This is a genomic window from Janthinobacterium psychrotolerans, from assembly GCF_001677885.1.
Taxonomy (GTDB): domain Bacteria; phylum Pseudomonadota; class Gammaproteobacteria; order Burkholderiales; family Burkholderiaceae_D; genus Janthinobacterium; species Janthinobacterium psychrotolerans.
The window spans coordinates 223,949-238,535 of record NZ_LOCQ01000058.1; the positions used below are offsets into that span (position 1 = coordinate 223,949).

General features: G+C 65.2%; 15 protein-coding genes. 12 read left to right on the forward strand and 3 right to left on the reverse strand.

From position 1 onward, the window contains the following. Positions 1-96 precede the first annotated feature (96 nt). From ASR47_RS17875 to ASR47_RS17930, 12 genes are read left to right on the forward strand one after another with little or no spacing between them, the layout of a single operon-like run. Positions 97-2,052, forward strand: coding sequence for a type II secretion system protein GspD (locus ASR47_RS17875; RefSeq protein WP_065309130.1), 1,956 nt, complete (start codon positions 97-99; stop codon positions 2,050-2,052). After that, on the forward strand, positions 2,049-3,410 hold the full coding sequence (locus ASR47_RS17880) for a tetratricopeptide repeat protein (protein WP_065309131.1): 1,362 nt from the start codon (positions 2,049-2,051) through the stop codon (positions 3,408-3,410). Before ASR47_RS17875 ends, ASR47_RS17880 begins: the two co-directional genes overlap by 4 nt. Positions 3,411-3,417: 7 nt before the next feature. Continuing rightward, positions 3,418-5,121 (forward strand): GspE/PulE family protein, encoded by a 1,704-nt coding sequence (locus ASR47_RS17885; RefSeq protein WP_065309132.1) that lies wholly within the window; start codon positions 3,418-3,420, stop codon positions 5,119-5,121. After that, on the forward strand, positions 5,121-6,326 hold the full coding sequence (locus tag ASR47_RS17890) for a type II secretion system F family protein (RefSeq protein WP_065309133.1): 1,206 nt from the start codon (positions 5,121-5,123) through the stop codon (positions 6,324-6,326). Before ASR47_RS17885 ends, ASR47_RS17890 begins: the two co-directional genes overlap by 1 nt. An 18-nt stretch (positions 6,327-6,344) precedes the next feature. Further along, the gene (locus ASR47_RS17895) at positions 6,345-7,916 is read left to right on the forward strand and encodes a hypothetical protein (protein ID WP_065309134.1); all 1,572 of its coding nucleotides are present in this window, start codon (positions 6,345-6,347) and stop codon (positions 7,914-7,916) included. After that, positions 7,913-8,578 carry a hypothetical protein gene (locus ASR47_RS17900; RefSeq protein ID WP_065309135.1) on the forward strand — a complete coding sequence of 222 codons (666 nt, stop codon included), beginning with the start codon at positions 7,913-7,915 and terminating at the stop codon, positions 8,576-8,578. The genes ASR47_RS17895 and ASR47_RS17900 overlap by 4 nt, the downstream gene beginning before the upstream one ends. After that, entirely contained in the window at positions 8,575-8,967 is a 393-nt protein-coding gene (locus ASR47_RS17905; RefSeq protein WP_065309136.1) for a hypothetical protein, read from the forward strand. The genes ASR47_RS17900 and ASR47_RS17905 overlap by 4 nt, the downstream gene beginning before the upstream one ends. Beyond that, positions 8,964-9,659, forward strand: coding sequence for a hypothetical protein (locus ASR47_RS17910; protein ID WP_217270585.1), 696 nt, complete (start codon positions 8,964-8,966; stop codon positions 9,657-9,659). Before ASR47_RS17905 ends, ASR47_RS17910 begins: the two co-directional genes overlap by 4 nt. Further along, positions 9,656-10,369, forward strand: coding sequence for a prepilin-type N-terminal cleavage/methylation domain-containing protein (locus ASR47_RS17915; protein WP_065309137.1), 714 nt, complete (start codon positions 9,656-9,658; stop codon positions 10,367-10,369). The genes ASR47_RS17910 and ASR47_RS17915 overlap by 4 nt, the downstream gene beginning before the upstream one ends. A gap of 17 nt (positions 10,370-10,386) precedes the next feature. Next, a complete protein-coding gene (locus ASR47_RS17920; protein WP_245714395.1) occupies positions 10,387-11,133 on the forward strand; it encodes an ABC transporter permease in 747 nt (248 codons plus the stop codon). After that, complete coding sequence (locus tag ASR47_RS17925; RefSeq protein WP_065309139.1) at positions 11,133-11,867, forward strand: hypothetical protein; 735 nt, start codon at positions 11,133-11,135, stop codon at positions 11,865-11,867. The genes ASR47_RS17920 and ASR47_RS17925 overlap by 1 nt, the downstream gene beginning before the upstream one ends. 55 nt (positions 11,868-11,922) lie before the next feature. Then, complete coding sequence (locus tag ASR47_RS17930; protein ID WP_065309140.1) at positions 11,923-12,495, forward strand: prepilin-type N-terminal cleavage/methylation domain-containing protein; 573 nt, start codon at positions 11,923-11,925, stop codon at positions 12,493-12,495. 6 nt (positions 12,496-12,501) lie between these two features. Here ASR47_RS17930 and ASR47_RS17935 read toward each other — a convergent pair whose 3' ends face one another. From ASR47_RS17935 to ASR47_RS17945, 3 genes are read right to left on the reverse strand one after another with little or no spacing between them, the layout of a single operon-like run. Next, positions 12,502-12,957 carry a MaoC family dehydratase gene (locus ASR47_RS17935; protein ID WP_065309141.1) on the reverse strand — a complete coding sequence of 152 codons (456 nt, stop codon included), beginning with the start codon at positions 12,955-12,957 and terminating at the stop codon, positions 12,502-12,504. Then, the gene (locus ASR47_RS17940; protein WP_065309142.1) at positions 12,957-13,433 is read right to left on the reverse strand and encodes a MaoC family dehydratase; all 477 of its coding nucleotides are present in this window, start codon (positions 13,431-13,433) and stop codon (positions 12,957-12,959) included. The genes ASR47_RS17935 and ASR47_RS17940 overlap by 1 nt, the downstream gene beginning before the upstream one ends. After that, positions 13,430-14,575 carry an acyl-CoA dehydrogenase family protein gene (locus ASR47_RS17945; RefSeq protein ID WP_065309143.1) on the reverse strand — a complete coding sequence of 382 codons (1,146 nt, stop codon included), beginning with the start codon at positions 14,573-14,575 and terminating at the stop codon, positions 13,430-13,432. Before ASR47_RS17945 ends, ASR47_RS17940 begins: the two co-directional genes overlap by 4 nt. Positions 14,576-14,587 lie beyond the last annotated feature (12 nt).

The window sequence follows — 14,587 nt, forward strand, 5'->3', positions numbered from 1 at the left end:
CGATCGGCCGGCAAGCGCTGGCGGCCCGGTGGCTTTTAGGAGATCATGGTGGATAAAAGTACAAAAGCACAACATGACCTCACGGGCGAACGCCGCATGACCACCCCCTCTACTGCGCTCGCTTCCTGCGTCACCGCGGCCTGCTGCGCCCTGCTTGCCGGCTGCGCCTCGCCACAACTGCCACTGTCGCCCGCGCATATCGGCGCAACGCCACGGCCTGCCGGAACGATACCCGAGCCGGTGCGGCAAAGCGCCGCCCTGCCCGCGCCGCTGGCCGCGCCGAAGGTCGAAACCTACAGCGTCACCGTGCACAAAGTGCCGGTGCAGTCGCTGCTGTTTGCACTGGCGCGCGACGCCGGCATGAATATCGACATCCACCCGGACATCGCGGGCAATGTCACGCTCAACGCCTTGAACCAGACCCTGCCGCAATTGCTGTCACGTATCAGCAACCAGGTGGACATGCGCTATGAAATCGACGGCAAGAATCTGCTGGTCATGCCGGACGCGCCGGTCTGGCGCAATTACAAGATCGATTACGTGAACATGGCGCGCAGCACCAACAGCAGCGTCAATATCGCCACGCAGATTTCCACGGCGGGCGGCGGCGCCGGCAGCAGCGCTGGCAACACCGGCACCAGCGGCAATCAGGGCAGCGGCGGCAATGGCAACAACAATTCCACCACCCTGGTAGTGAACCGCTCGGAAAACAATTTCTGGTACAGCCTGGAAAAGAATATCCGCGACCTGCTGCGCGAGACCACGCTCAACGATCCGCTGGCCGACCCGCTGGCGCAGCTGAACCAGCAACTGACGGCCATGCAGGGCCAGGCGCCAGGACAAGGACAAGGACAAGGACAAACCTTGGGCCAGCAAGGCAGCCAGAACCCTGGCGGCAATCCCGCGGCGTTGCCGCCGGGCCAGTACGGCACGCAGATGCCGCCAGTGCCGGCCATGCCGCAGGGCCAGGCCCCCAACCGGAACACGGCCGCCAATAACAATGCGGCGCAGCTCGACGCCAATGGCCTGCCGCTGCTGAAACTGGCCAACAAGGGCGCGTCGTCGTCGGTGGTGGTCAATACCGAAGGCGGCCTGATCGCCGTGCGCGCCACCGGGCGCCAGCATGAAAAAATCCGTGAATTTCTCGACCTGGTCACCAGCAGCGCCAAGCGGCAGGTGCTGATCGAGGCGACCATCATGGAAGTGCGGCTGAACCGCGAATACCAGCAGGGCATCAACTGGTCGCGCCTGACGGGCAGCCTGCGCCTGAACCAGGGCCAGGTCGGCAACCTGGCCCTGCCCAGCGCCGTCACGCCCGGCGCCACGCCGGGCATCTTCGTGCTGAACTATCTGAAGGACAGTTTCTCCACCACCATCCAGCTGCTCGAATCGTTCGGCAAGGTGAAAGTGCTGTCCAGCCCCAAGATCAGCGTGCTGAACAACCAGACGGCGATGCTGAAAGTGGTCGACAACAACGTCTTCTTTACCATCAAGGTCACGCCCGCCGTGATCAGCTCGACCGGCACCATCACCACGCCGGCCACCTATGAATCGAAGCTGGAAACGGTGCCGGTCGGCTTCGTGATGAGTGTGACGCCGCAAATTTCCGACAGCGACGTGGTCACCCTCAATGTGCGCCCCACCATCACGCGCATCGTCGGCTATGTGCAGGACCCGAACCCGGCGCTGGCCACGGCCAATGTGCAAAGCCGCGTGCCGGTGATACAGGCGCGCGAACTGGAATCGATCATGAAGGTCGACAGCGGCCAGATCGCCGTGATGGGCGGCCTGATGCAGGACTCCGTCGACAATACCAGGGATGGCGTGCCGGGCCTGTCCAGCCTGCCCGTGGTCGGCAATCTGTTCACTTACCGCAATGAAGCGAGCACCAAGACGGAACTGGTGATCTTCATGCGCCCGGTGGTGGTCAAGGACGCCAGCATCGAAGGCGATTTCCGCGACTACCGCTACCTGCTGCCCGGCCAGGCGCCAATGAACAGCCAGCCTTACACGGAAACCCCGGTGGCCAGGGTGCAAGGAGAAGCCCCATGAGCTTGCTGATGCAGGCGCTCAAGAAAGCCGAGCGCGCAAAACAGAACAGCCTGCACGAAGAAGAGCAGGACAAACCGTCCGAGGCCTATGACCAGGTGCTGGAACTGGCGCCGGCCGACGCGCCTTTGGCGCCGCCCGCAGCGATCCCGCCGGTGCCGGAATTTACCTCCGGGCTGAGCCTGGAACCGTTGAACGGCGCGCCGGCTGCCACGCCGGAGCCGCCAGCCGCACCGTCCCCGCCGCAGGCCGAAACGCCGCAGCCCAAGCCCCGCCCGGCACCGGCTCCCCCCCCTTCCGGCGCCAGCCGCAAGCGCACGCCGCCGCGCGCCCCGGTCAGCGTCGACCCGGCCACCGTGCGGCTAGTGGTGTTGCTGGGCATCCTGCTGCTGGTGGTGTGCGCCATGGCCTATTGGTACTGGCGCGCCAGCAGCAGCCCCGGCGCAGGCGCCAACCTGCCCGGCGTGCCGATGCCGCTGACCGACGCACCGGGCACGGTCGGCAATGCCGGGCCGATGGTGATCGTGCCGCCGGCCGGCGCTGCGGCGGCGCCGGAACAATTCAGCGAGGCCGTGCCGGAACCTCGCCGCGACCAGCGGCAGGCCAGCAGCGCGGCCGAACAGCAGGCGATGATACAGGCCGCCGTGCAGCAGGCGGTGGCGGCGCAGCTGGCGCAGATGCCGCCACCTGCCCCGCCTGCGCTGCCGCCGGTGACCGCGCCCCACAACCAGCAGATCCAGGTGGTGCGCAACAATGCCACACCGCAGATCAATCCCGGCGTGCAGCAAGCCTACCAGGCGCTGGCCAGCGGGCAGCTGGGCGCTGCGCGCCAGCAATACGAAGCCGTGCTGCAGCAGGACCCCGTCAACCGCGACGCCCTGCTGGGCCTGGCGGCGGTGGCTCAGCAAGACCAACAGGGGGCGCAGGCGGCCTCGCTGTATCTGCGCTTGCTGGAGATCAACCCGGACGATGGCGTGGCGGTCGCCGGCCTGATCGGCCTGCGCCAGGGCGACCTGGCGCAAAGCGAATCGCGCTTGAAAGCCATCCTGGCGCGCACGCCCGAAAGCGGCCCGGTGCTGTTCGCCCTCGGCAATGTCTACGCCCAGCAACGCCGCTGGTCCGAAGCGCAGCAGCAATTTTTCCGCGCCTACAGCGCCGTGCCCGGCAATGCCGACTATGCGTTCAACCTGGCGGTCGGCCTGGACCGGCTGAACCAGCCCCGCCTGGCCGCCACCTATTACCAGCGCGCCCTGAGTCTGGCGCAGACGACCCCGGCTGCATTTGACCGCGCCGGCGCGCAGCAAAGGCTGGCCGAACTGGGCGCGCCGGCCGACGCGGGCATCGTGATCATCAAGGAATAAGCAGCGCATGGCAGAACAAACGAAACTTCCGCTGGGCAAATTGCTGATCAAGAAAGGCGTGATCAGCGAAGACCAGTTGCGCATCGCGCTGATCGAACAAAAACGCAGCAACGAGCCGCTGGGCAAGCTGTTGATCTCGCTCGGTTTTGTCACGGAAGCGACCGTGCGCATGGCGCTGAGCGAAAACCTGAAACAGGAAAGCGCCGACCTGGCTAGCCTGGTGGTGGACGCGATCGCATTAAAGCTGATTCCCAAGGAAGTGGCCAAGCGCTATCGTGTGTTTCCCATCGTCTATGAGCGGCAGAGCGACAACCTGATACTGGCCATGGCCGACACCAGCAATATCGTTGCGCTCGACCAGATCAGCGCCATGCTGGTCAAGGGCATCACGATTTCCACCGTGCTGGTCAACGAATCGGATATTTCGCGCGCCATCGACCAGTACTACGGTTTCGAGCTGTCGATCGACGGCATCCTGCACGAGATCGAAACGGGCGAAGTCAATTACCAGAGCATGGCCTCGCCGTCCGACGAATACAGCCAGCCCATGGTGCGCCTGATCGACGCGCTGCTGGCCGACGCGGTGCAGAACGGCGCCTCGGACATCCATTTCGAGCCGGAACAGTCGTTCCTGCGCATCCGCTACCGCATCGACGGCATCCTGCGCCAGATCCGCAGCCTGCACAAATCGTACTGGCCGGCCATGGCGGTACGCCTGAAGGTGATCTCGAACATGAATATCGCCGAAGCGCGCGCGCCGCAGGATGGACGCATCTCGATCCGTTTTTCGGGCCGGCAAATCGATTTCCGCGCCTCGGCGCAACCGACCACGCATGGTGAAAACTTCGTGCTGCGCGTGCTGGACCGGCAAAAAGGCATCGTGCCGCTCGATTCGCTGGGGCTGGCCGAGCGCGAGCTGAACCTGCTGAAACTGATGATCGCGCGCCCCGACGGCGTGATCCTGGTGACCGGCCCGACCGGCAGCGGCAAGACCACCACCTTGTATTCGATCATCAACCATATCAACACGGAAAGCGTCAACATCATGACGCTCGAAGACCCGGTCGAGTATCCGATGAACATGATACGGCAGACTTCCGTCAACGAATCGGTGAAACTGGGCTTTGCCGACGGCATCCGTTCGATGATGCGGCAGGACCCCGACATCATCCTGGTGGGCGAGATCCGCGACCGCGAAACGGCCGAGATGGCGTTTGCCGCCGCCATGACAGGCCACCAGGTGTATTCCACCCTGCACACCAATTCGGCCATCGGTTCGCTGCCGCGCCTGCTCGATATCGGCGTGCTGCCCGACATTATGGCCGGCAATATCATCGGCATTATCGCCCAGCGCCTGGTGCGCAAACTGTGCACGCATTGCAAGCAAAGCGTGGTGGCCGACGACATCGAACGGCGCTTGCTGGGCCTGGGGCAGGAAGACCCGCCGGCCCAGGTCTGCCATGCGGTCGGCTGCGAGCGCTGCGCCCACCAGGGCTACAAGGGCCGCCTGGCGATCATGGAATTGCTGAAAATGACGCCGGAACTCGATGAGCTGACATCGCGCCGCGCCAGCCTGCGCGAACTGAAAAGCACGGCGCGCGCCGGCGGCTTTCACTCACTGGTCGACGATGGCCTGCGCCGCGTGCGCGACGGCACCACCACCCTGGAAGAGGTGGCGCGCGTGGTCGACCTGACGGACAGGCTGGCCTGATGGCGCAATACGTTTATCGGGCCATGGATGCCGCTGGGGAACTGATTCCCGGCAGCATGGAAGCGGCCAATGTGCCGGACCTCGAAGCGCGGCTGCACCGCATGCAGCTCGATTTGATCGACTGCAAGCTGACGGGCCAGCATCTGGTGCTGTTCGGCAAGCGCGTGATCCAGCGGCGCGACCTGATCAACTTCTGTTTCCATATGGAGCAGCTGACGGGCGCCGGCGTGCCCATCCTCGATGGCCTGAACGATCTGCGTGAAAGCACCGATCACCCGCGCCTGCGCGAAGTGGTGACCGACCTGATCGAAAGCATCGAAGGCGGCCTGCCGCTCTCTGGCGCGCTGGCCCAGCATGGCGACATTTTCGACGCCACGTTCACCAGCCTGATCCTTGCCGGCGAGCAGAGTGGCAGGATCGCCGAGGTGTTCAGGAATTTGTCGGAAAGCCTGAAATGGCAGGACGAACTCGCATCGCAGACACGCAAGATCATCATGTATCCGGTGGTCGTTGCCATCGTGGTGGCCGCCGTCACATTTTTCCTGATGATCTACCTGGTGCCGCAACTGACGGCGTTTATCCGCAACATGGGCGGCGAATTGCCGCTGCATACGCGCGCGCTGATTGTCGTGTCGAATATCTTTATCGATTACTGGGCCGCGCTGCTGGCCCTGCCACTGGTCGGCTACGTGGGCCTGCGAGCCTGGCTCAAGCGCAGCGAGGCGGCGCGCTACCTGTTCGACGGCGTCAAGTTGCGGCTGTGGCTGGTCGGGCCGGTGCTGCATAAAATCATCCTGGCCCGTTTCGCCACTTTTTTTGCGCTGATGTACGCCTCGGGCATCACCATCCTCGAGTGCATCCGCTTGTCCGAAGGCATCGCCGGCAACCGGGTGGTGGCGGCCGGCCTGCGCCGCGCGGCCCAGCTGATTGCCGAAGGCCATGGCGTGACCAGCGCCTTCCAGCACACGGGCATTTTCCCGCCGCTGGTGATCCGCATGCTGAAAGTGGGCGAAGCGACCGGTTCGCTCGACACGGCCTTGCGCAACGTCAGCTATTTCTACAATCGCGAAGTGAAGGAATTGATCGAGAAAGCGCAGTCCATGATAGAGCCAGCCATGACCGTGATCCTGGGTCTGCTGCTGGGCTGGATCATGCTGTCGGTACTGGGGCCGATTTACGACACCATCAGCACCATCAAAACCTGACCTGAAACCGAGACCGCCGTGTTCCGCAAACAATTGTTCTACATAAGCAGTGACCATCTGTGCGCCTATGACTGGCGCCACGGAGAACTGGGCGCGGGCCAGGCTTTTGATGCGAGCGCGGCAGGACTGGAGGCGTTTGCCGCCTGGCTGGAAGACCCTGCCGAACAGCGCCGGGACGTGCCCGCCTATCTGCTGGCCGACCTGATCGAGGAAGACTTCCAGCGCCAGCTGCTGCCCCATGTGCGCGGCAAGGCCGGGCGCGACCTGCTGGCGCGGCGCCTGGGACAGCTCTACCGCGACACGCCCTATCGCGGCAGCACCGTGCTGGGCCGCGACAGCGCCGGCCGCCACGATGACCAGATGCTGTTCTTTGCGCTGACCAATCCTTCCCTGCTGCAACCGTGGACGGAACTGCTGGAACAACTGCAAATACCTGTGGCGGGGCTGTATTCGGCCAGCCTGCTCGGCATCGCGCTGGTAAAACAGCTGGCGCTCGCACATGGCCACCTGTTGCTGGTGACGCAACAGTCTGGCGGCTTGCGGCAAAGTTATTATGCAGGCGGCCAGCTGCGCTTTTCACGCCAGACGGCGGCCATCGCGCTCGACGGCGTGGCCGTCAATATTGCGCTGGAGACGGAAAAAACCCGGCAGTTTCTCACCAGCACGCGCATGCTCGAGCGCGGCGATGTGCTCAACACCGTGATCCTGGCGCCGCAAGCGCAAATTCCCAGACTCGAATTGCTGTGCGATAACGGCGTGGAAGTGGCGTATCACTTTATCGACATGCAGTTCGCCAGCGCAAGGGTGGGCCTGCGGCACACGCCTGAACTGGCCGACCAGTTGCTGCTGACCCTGCTGGCCAGGCATCCGCCCGCCAGCCATTACCCGCCCGGCGGCCTGGCCCGCTATTACCATTACCAGCGCGCGCGCAAGGCGCTATATGGCTCCAGCGCGCTGATCGGCGCCTCGGCTCTGCTGTGGTGCGCGGCCATGCTGCTGGGCGGGCTGGACGATGAAGCGGGCCTGGCGCAATTGCAGCAGGAAACGGCCGTCTACCAGCAGCGCTACCGCAACGTGATGGCCAGCCTGCCGCCGGCGCCGGCGAAAACCCAAAACATGAAGGCCGCCGTGACGCTGGAACACATGATCGCCACGCAGGCGCCCGAACCTGGCCGCTTGCTGTCCCTGCTGAGCGCCGCGCTCGGCCAGGCGCCGCAAGTAAAACTGGCGCAATTGCACTGGAATGCCGGCCCGCCGCCGGACCGCGCAAGCGGCTCGCAGCCGCCGCCTGCCCAGACCAGCCAGGCCCATGCCGCAGTGCCAACCAGCCTGGACGCCGGCATCCCGTCCGCGCCGCCGCAGGCCTTGCGCCTGGAGCTTGACGTCGATATGCCGGGCAATGATTACCGTGGCGCCCTGGCCGCCATCACGGCGTTTGCCCAGTCGCTGGCGCGCAACCCGCGCCTGGTGGTGGCGATCGAGGAAGCGCCGCTGGACTTGCGCCCCAGCGCCACCCTGGCTGGCAAGAGCGCGTCGCCGGCGCAAGACGGCCAGGCCCGCTTTACCGTGCTGCTGGTGTGGCAGCCATGAAGCCATCTTTTACCCCGGGCATGAAAAAGCCCGCCGCCACGCGTGCGCTGCCGACCTGGCTGGGCGAACTGCATCTGGTGCGGCGCGCCCTGCTGTGCTGCGCGGCGACCTTGCTGCTGAGTTTGCTCGCCCTGCAGCTGGCCAGCGATTACCGCGACCGGCAAGCCCAGCGGCTCGATCTGGCGCAAAAGGAGCGCCGCGCCGCCGCCGCCCGCTTCAACCAGGTGGAAACGGAAAAGCTGGAAATCCGCGCCTTTGCGCCGCGCTTCCGGGCCTTGCAACGGCGCGGCCTGATCGGCGAGGAAAACCGCCTGGCCTGGATCGACGCGATACGGCTGATTCAGCAACAGCGCCATCTGCTGCCGCTCAGCTATGAGATCAACGCCCAGCAGGTGCTCAAGGTGCCGCTGCCCCTGACCATGGGCCAGTACCAGCTGCGGGGCAGTAAAATGCAGCTCCACATGGATTTGCTGCACGAAATGGATCTGCTGAACTTTTTTGACGACTTGCGCCAGTCCGGCTATTTTGCCGTGCAGGATTGTGCCCTCAAGCGTGGCGGCGCCGCCGCCAGCGCTGGCCAGACCGCCAGCCTGAGCGCCGATTGCACCCTGCTGTGGCTGACGCTGGGCAACCGGCCGCTTGCCGTGCAGGGACAGCCATGAAGCGCGCCTGGCTACTCCTGTGCTGCGCCGTGGCAGGCCTTGCCCAGGCGCAGCCACCGCAGCTGGGGCGGCTGTTTTCCTCGCCCGAGGAAAGGAGCCAGCTCGACGCGGTGCGCAGCGGCACGCCGCCGGCCAGTACGACTCAGGCACTTCCGGCACCACCGCCACCGCCGCCGCCCGGTCCGCCCGTGGAACTCAATGGCCTGGTCCAGCGCAGCAGCGGCCGCTCCACCGCGTGGCTGAACCAGGCGCCGCAGCAGGAACCGCATAACCAGCTGATGCACGACGGGCAGCTGACACTGCGCCTCAATAATGGCCAGGTGGTGGTGCTCAAGCCTGGCCAGCAATACGACCCGGCCAGCGGCACGGTGATGGAAGCGCGGCCATGAAGCGCGCGCAGGCTATGAATCCGCAAGGTGGTGCGGCCCTGCTGCTGCTGGTAGCCGTGCTGGGCCTGGGAGCGGCGTCGCTGCTGATGAACGCCTTCAGCCGCAATGGCGCCGAAACGGCACGCCAGCAGCGTACGCTGACCGCCTTGGCGCAGGCGCGCGAAGCGCTGATCGGTTTTGCCGCCGCCAACGGCCGCCTGCCACGCCCGGCCGGCTCGGCCGTCGATGGCCGCGAACGCAAGGACGAGTGCGCCAGTGACGCGGACTGCAGCGGCTACCTGCCATGGGTGGCGCTGGGCGTGGCCGGCCTGGACGCCTGGGGCAAGGTCTTGCGCTACAGCGTGACGCCGGAAATGTCACGCGCCCCCATCGCGTCGGTCTCCGCCGTGGCCAACCGCGTGGTGCTGCGGCGCAAGGCGCAAGGCGAGCTGGCTTATGTGGCAGGCCAGGCCCAGTGCGATGTCAGCGCGCAATGCCTGCCCGTCGTCATCTTTTCGCAAGGCAAGGAAGGCGACGGCACGGCGCCCAGCGGCATCAAACTGGCCAAGAGCGGACGCGGCAGTATCGATGAGGCCGCCAATGATGTCGCCACGACTTCATTTGTGACCGGCAATACCGCGGACGACATGCTGGCCTGGATCACCTTGCCGGCTTTGTACCAGCGCATGCGCGCGGCGCGGACCTTGCCATGACACCTCGTTTTCACCCGCGCCGCCAGGACGGCTTCAGCCTGATCGAGATCGCCATCGTGCTGGTCATCGTCGGCCTGATGATAGGCGGCCTGGTCACGCCTTTGAGCGTGCAGCTGGAGCAGCGCAAAGTGACTGAAACGCAAAAAGCACTCGACGAGGCCAAAGAGGCGCTGGCCGGTTTCGCCGTGCTGCACGGCTACCTGCCCTGTCCGGCCGTCTCCAGCATGAACGGCCTGGAAGACCGGCGCGGCGCGCGCTGCAACGGCGAAAAACGGGTTGGCATCCTGCCTTGGGCGACACTGGGCTTGCGCAAGAGCGACAGCTGGAACAATCTGTTCCGCTACAGCGTGACACCGGCCTTCAGCGACAGCGAGCAGTTGTTTTCACTGAACACGCCGCGCGATATCAGCATCGTCACGCGCAATGGCGGCGCGCTGGTGCAAGCGAGCGCCCTGAACGATATTCCCGCGATGATCATGTCGCATGGCAAGAACGGCTTTGGCGCCATCAGCGAACAGGGCCAGCGCCATGCTGGCGCGCAGGGTAATAATGTCGACGAACGCAGCAATGCGGTCAGCAACAATATCTTTATCAGCCGCGCCGCCAGCGAAGGCCGGCAAGCCGGCGGCAGCTATGACGATATCGTCAGCTGGCTCTCGCCCAATATCCTGTTCAACCGCATGGTGGCGGCGCAAAGGTTGCCGCGCTGATGTGGCGCCCCGGCCTCATGATTGCACGCTATACGCTGCTCGAAGCGCTGCGCAGCAAGCTGCCCTGGCTGTTCGTCCTGGCCGGCTGTGCCGGGCTGGCGCTGGCCGCTTTCCTGCAGCAACTGGCGCTGACGGAAAGCGGCGCCACGCAGGCGGCCATCGTCTCGGCCTTGCTGCGCCTGGTGGCCGTATTTCTGCTGGTCAGCTTTGTCGTGACCAGCCTGGCGCGCGAAGCGGCCGACAAGGGCCAGGAACTGCTGCTTGCACTGGCCATGCCGCGCGCCGTGTATGTGCTGGGCAAGCTGGCCGGCTTCGGTGCGCTGGCCCTGCTGCCGGCGCTGCTGTTCGGCTTGCTGACGGCCCTGTGGGCAGCGCCCGCGCAAAGCGCGCTGTGGGCCATCTCGCTGCTCGGTGAACTGTGGATCATGGCCGCCTTCAGCCTGCTATGCGCGCTGAGTTTGCCGCATGCGCTGCCTGCCCTGGCGGCCAGCGCCGGCTTTTATGTGCTGGCGCGCGGCGTGGGCAGCCTGCAACTGCTGGCGCATGGCACGGCTGCACACGATGGCAGCCGGCAAGCCATCGCCCACGCCATCGACACGCTGGCCCTGCTGCTGCCGAACCTGGACCATTTTACAAGCAGCGAATGGCTTTTATATGCCACCGGCAACTGGCAGGCGCTGGGCCTGGTGGCCGCGCAAACGGCGATCTACGTCGGCCTGCTGGCGGTCTGCGCGCTGTGCGACTTTTATCGCAAGAGTTTTTGATGCAGCCGAAACCATTGTCCGCCGTGCCGCGCCCGCTATGGCTGGCCCTGGTCCTGGCCCTGCTGCTGCAGCTGGGCTGGCAACTGGCGCAGCGGCAAGCGCCACCGCAGGCGCGGCCCTTGCCGCCACCACTGCCGGCGGCCATCGCTCGGCTGGCCAGTCTGGGCGAGCCGCAGGCCATGTCGAAAGCCATGTTGCTGTACCTGCAATCGTTCGAGGATCAAGCCGGTGTCGGCCTGCCGTGGCGCGCGCTGGACTACGACAATCTGGCGCTCTGGCTGGACACGGCGCAGCTGCTGGACTCGCGCAGCCGCTATGCGCTGGTGGCCGCCAGCGAAGTCTATGCAGGGGCCGCCGACCCGGTACGCGCGCGCCGCATGCTGCGGTTCGTCAGCACCAGCTTTGCCGCTGACCCGGCGCGCCGCTGGCCGGCGATGGCGCAAGCGGCCCTGGTGGCAAAACACCAGCTGCACGACCTGCCGCTGGCCTTGCAGCTGGCGCGCCAGCTGCGCCTGCAGGCGACGGGCAAGGACGTGCCGGCCTGGGTGCGGCAGATGGAAGCGTTTGTGCTGGAAGACATGGACCAGTTCGAGAGCGCGCAGATCGTCCTCGGCGGGCTGATCGCCAGCGGGCAGATCAGCGATCCGCATGAGCTGGCCTTTATGAGCCGCAGGCTGGAGGAAATGGCTGCAAGAAAGAAAATCGCGATTCCCGGCAACACGCATTTACAGTAAACTTCACCACCAGCCGCCCGCACATCAACGGGCGGCGCAATAACAAGGAACACCCATGCCACCACACCGCCAGCAAGGCTTCACGCTCGTAGAAATCGCCATCGTCCTGGTCATTATCGGCCTGCTGCTCGGTGGCGTGCTGAAAGGCCAGGGCCTGATCGACAGCGCCAAGGTGAAGAACATTATCCAGCAATCGAACTCGCTGACGGCCGCCGTCAACGCCTACCAGGACAAGTTCCGTGCCCTGCCCGGCGACGACCTGCAAGGCACCTTGCATGTGCCTAACTCGGCCGGCAATGGCAACGGCGACGGCCAGATCGGTGATGGCCAGCCGCGCGAATTCACCCTCGCCCCGCAACACCTGGCGCTCGGTGGTTTTATCACCGGTTCCTTCAACGGCACCAGCGACTTCATGACCAGCGCCCAGGGCGGCGCCGTCTACCTGTACAACGACGAAGTGGCCGGCCGCGCCGGCAACGGCATCCGCTTCGACAACCTGCCCGAAGGCTATGCCGAACAGATCGACAGCAAGCTCGACGATGGCATCGCCAACACGGGTTCGGTGCGGGCGACCCAGCCGTATGGCAATACGGGGGCGATCATTGCGCGTACCGCCGTCTTCTTCTAAGCTGCATCAGGGGTAGCAGCGCATCAAAAACTCCGCCACGCACACCGGCTTCACATCCCCCTCGCGCTCCATCGTCACCGCCCAGCTCACCTGGGCGCCTTCGGCCAAGGCATCGACCGACACAATATCAAGCCGCGCACGCAGGCGGCTGCCGACCGGCACCGGCGCCGGGAAGCGCACCTTGTTCAGGCCGTAGTTGATGGCCATGCCGATGCCCGCCATGTCGAGCGCGTTTTGCAGCATGGCCGGCAGCAGCGACAGGGTCAAGAAACCGTGCGCCACGGTGCCGCCGTAGGGCGACTCGCGCGCGCAGCGTTCGGCATCGACATGTATCCACTGATGGTCGGAGGTAGCGTCGGCAAAGGTGTCGATGCGCTGCTGGGTGATGGTGATCCACTCGGAAATGGCCACATGCTGGCCGGCCAGGGCCTGAAAGCCGGCGATGCCGGCGATCTCGCGCATCAGGCCGCCTCGCCGGCCGGGCGGCGGCCAAACATGCCCATGCCTTCCACGGTGGCCACCACTTCGCCATGCTGGTTGCTCACGCACCAGATCGATATGACGATGCCGCGGTCGGGTTTGGAAGTCGAGGCGCGCACTTCCCTGACCTGGTAGACCAGGTTCAGCGTGTCGCCGGCGCGCACGGGTTTCAACCAGCGCACGCTGTCGAGGCCCGGCGAGCCCATGCTCGACGAATGCTTCAGCAGCTTGTCGACCACCAGGCGCATCATCATGGCGCAGGTATGCCAGCCGCTGGCGATCACGCCCTGGAAGATGGTCTGTGCCGCCGCGTCGTGGTCGACATGAAACGGCTGCGGGTCGAAATCAAGCGCAAAGGCGATGATTTCTGCTTCCGTCACATGGCGCTGGCCCAGGAAAATTTCCTGGCCGGCCGTGAAGTCCTCGAAGTAGCGGTAGCTCTGTGGTGTGGTACTCATGCATGCTCCGATGGCAAAAAGCCCGGCTGGGCGATAAAGCGCTCGATATGATGCCCGGCGTCTCCCAGGCTCAGGCCGATCATGGTCAGGCGCTTGAAGTGGTGGGCGGCAGGCAATTCGTCGGTCACGCCCATGCCGCCATGTAATTGCACGGCTTGCTGGCCGACAAAGGTCGCCGCCTGCCCCACCCTGGCTTTGGCGGCCGAAACGATGCGGCGCCGTTCCACAGGCTCTGCGGTATCGACCTTGGCGGCCGCCAGCATGGCCATCGAGCGCGCCTGTTCCAGGTGGATGAACATATCGGCCATGCGGTGCTGCAAGGCCTGGAACTTGCCGATCGGCGCGCCGAACTGCTGGCGCGTTTTCAGGTATTCCAGGGTGGCGGCAAAGATGGCGTCCATGGCGCCGACGGCTTCGGCGCACAACAGGGTCACACCATAATCGGTCGCTGCGTCAAGCACATCCCAGCCATTGCCGGCGTCGCCGATCAGCGCATCGCTGCCCAGCACCACTTGCACCAGGGTCACGGTGGCGGCGCGCTGGCCGTCGATGGTGCGGTAGTCGCGCACGGTCACACCGGGCGCATCAAACGGCACCAGGAACAGCGAAATGCCGTCCGTGCCGCGCTGTTCGCCGCTGCTGCGCGCCGAGACGATCAGATAAGCGGCTTGCGCACCGTGAATCACCACGGTTTTCGTGCCGTCGAGCACAAAGCCGTCGCCGCTGCGCGTGGCGGTGGTGGCGATATCGTGCAGGTCGTGGCGCGACTGTGCTTCGCCGAGCGCGCAGGCGAGCTTGACGCCGCCGTCGGCAACTTGCCGCAGCACATCGCCGTGGCTGCCGGACAGCTTTAAAAATTGCGCGCCAAACACGGTGGCGAAGTACGGCTCGATCACCAGCGCGCGGCCCAGTTCCTGCATGACGAGAAGCATGTCGACGGCCGTGCCGTCAAAGCCGCCCTGCTCTCCCGGCAGCGGCAAGGCTGTCATGCCCAGCTCGGTCAAAGTGGCCCAGGCGGCGTCGGACACGCCGCTATCGGAGTGCATGATGGCCTGGCGCGCCTCGAAGCGGTAATCCTTGTCGGCCCAGCGCCGCAGCGCATCGGCAAACTGCTGCTGTTCCTGGTTGAAAGTAAAGTCCATATCGTCTCCTTT

What these genes read in the sequence shown, in the direction of transcription:
- ASR47_RS17875 (WP_065309130.1), top strand. Translation starts at nt 97, where the DNA reads ATGACCACCCCCTCTACTGCGCTCGCTTCCTGCGTCACCGCGGCCTGC.
- ASR47_RS17880 (WP_065309131.1), top strand. Translation starts at nt 2,049, where the DNA reads ATGAGCTTGCTGATGCAGGCGCTCAAGAAAGCCGAGCGCGCAAAACAG.
- ASR47_RS17885 (WP_065309132.1), top strand. Translation starts at nt 3,418, where the DNA reads ATGGCAGAACAAACGAAACTTCCGCTGGGCAAATTGCTGATCAAGAAA.
- ASR47_RS17890 (WP_065309133.1), top strand. Translation starts at nt 5,121, where the DNA reads ATGGCGCAATACGTTTATCGGGCCATGGATGCCGCTGGGGAACTGATT.
- ASR47_RS17900 (WP_065309135.1), top strand. Translation starts at nt 7,913, where the DNA reads ATGAAGCCATCTTTTACCCCGGGCATGAAAAAGCCCGCCGCCACGCGT.
- ASR47_RS17905 (WP_065309136.1), top strand. Translation starts at nt 8,575, where the DNA reads ATGAAGCGCGCCTGGCTACTCCTGTGCTGCGCCGTGGCAGGCCTTGCC.
- ASR47_RS17910 (WP_217270585.1), top strand. Translation starts at nt 8,964, where the DNA reads ATGAAGCGCGCGCAGGCTATGAATCCGCAAGGTGGTGCGGCCCTGCTG.
- ASR47_RS17915 (WP_065309137.1), top strand. Translation starts at nt 9,656, where the DNA reads ATGACACCTCGTTTTCACCCGCGCCGCCAGGACGGCTTCAGCCTGATC.
- ASR47_RS17920 (WP_245714395.1), top strand. Translation starts at nt 10,387, where the DNA reads ATGATTGCACGCTATACGCTGCTCGAAGCGCTGCGCAGCAAGCTGCCC.
- ASR47_RS17925 (WP_065309139.1), top strand. Translation starts at nt 11,133, where the DNA reads ATGCAGCCGAAACCATTGTCCGCCGTGCCGCGCCCGCTATGGCTGGCC.
- ASR47_RS17930 (WP_065309140.1), top strand. Translation starts at nt 11,923, where the DNA reads ATGCCACCACACCGCCAGCAAGGCTTCACGCTCGTAGAAATCGCCATC.
- ASR47_RS17935 (WP_065309141.1), bottom strand. Translation starts at nt 12,957, where the DNA reads ATGCGCGAGATCGCCGGCATCGCCGGCTTTCAGGCCCTGGCCGGCCAG.
- ASR47_RS17940 (WP_065309142.1), bottom strand. Translation starts at nt 13,433, where the DNA reads ATGAGTACCACACCACAGAGCTACCGCTACTTCGAGGACTTCACGGCC.
- ASR47_RS17945 (WP_065309143.1), bottom strand. Translation starts at nt 14,575, where the DNA reads ATGGACTTTACTTTCAACCAGGAACAGCAGCAGTTTGCCGATGCGCTG.